Here is a 1,204-nt window from a genome sequence, read left to right on the forward strand (position 1 = left end):
AGGTGCCGACCGCCAATGTGAGCCAGCGCTCCAGCTCGCGCAGTGTCAGGGCGGCCATCTTCTCGGAGGCGTATTCCCCGCGCTGGTCAGGATTGGAGAAGGTCGTCCCCGGCAATTCGTCGTGGATCATCTGCATCGCCGTGCCGATGATCCGTTCCACGATACCGCCGTAGTGCGGCTGCCCGAGCGGGCGATAGTCCAACCGGATGCCATGCTGCTCGCAGCCACGGCGCAGCGCCTCGCTCTTGAACTCAGCCGCGTTGTCCAAGTAGAGCAGTCTGGGCTTGCCGCTCATCGGCCAATCCATCTCTACGTTCAACCCTTCCAACCAAGGGCGCTTGTCGCAGGCGGCATGCACCAAGCACAAGCCGACCGAGACGGCGGACGGGGCTTCCAGCGTAACGACCATGCCAACCACGCAGCGGGTGAATACGTCGATGGCGAGGGTCAGGTATGGACGGCCAATCGGTTGCCGGTCGCGCTCGTCCACCACGATCAGGTCGATGACTGTGTGGTCGATCTGCACCTGCTCCAGCGGCGCGGAGACGGGTGGCGGAACACCACCAACACCTTGCAGGTCGCGGGCGGCATCTTGTCCTTCCCGGCGGTGAGTGACCTCGCGCGGATCGAGGCCGGCGATCCGCAGAGCCACCGTGTTGCGCGCCGGCACCCGCAGCTTTTGCAGCTTGCACGCCCGCACAACTTCGCGGTGGAACGCCGCCAAGCTACGCTTCTGCTTGGTCAGGAAGCGCTTTTGCAGTAACTCGCGGATGATTCGTTCGACCGACTCCGGCAAGCGGCCTTTACCTTTGCCACCGCTCGACTGCCCAAGAGCCAAGTCAGTGACCAGCCCCGATCCTAGCCGGGCACGGCGGATCAGGACGTAGACCTGCCGCCGGGACAGCCCCAATGCCTGGGCTGCCGCGTCGGCCGCTTCATGCCCAACCGTCTCCGACTGCGCCAACGGCCCAATGATCTCCGCGCGACGACGCGCACGCTCCCATGCCTGTTCTGGCAGGGTGGCCACGCCGTGCTCGGTAATCGGTGCGGTATCGGTCGCCATGCTCATCTCGCTTTGGTGCACACGAGTATTGAGCATAGACGAGTTTCGTGCAGAGGAGTCCTGATATCTGGCTGTCAGGAGCCGTATGCACAAGAGGCTTCAAACCGCGCTGAATGGTGCAGTCGTCTTCTGAAAATGACA

1 protein-coding gene is annotated in these 1,204 nt (G+C 63.5%); it reads right to left on the reverse strand.

The genetic code is table 11. The annotated features are described in order from the left end of the window. The coding region (locus V8Z74_RS26165) for a TnsB C-terminal domain-containing protein (protein WP_502879613.1) at positions 1-1,099 on the reverse strand (1,099 nt) is incomplete at its 3' end. Positions 1,100-1,204 lie beyond the last annotated feature (105 nt).

Source organism: Comamonas sp. w2-DMI (assembly GCF_040187735.1).
GTDB lineage: Bacteria > Pseudomonadota > Gammaproteobacteria > Burkholderiales > Burkholderiaceae_C > Comamonas > Comamonas terrae.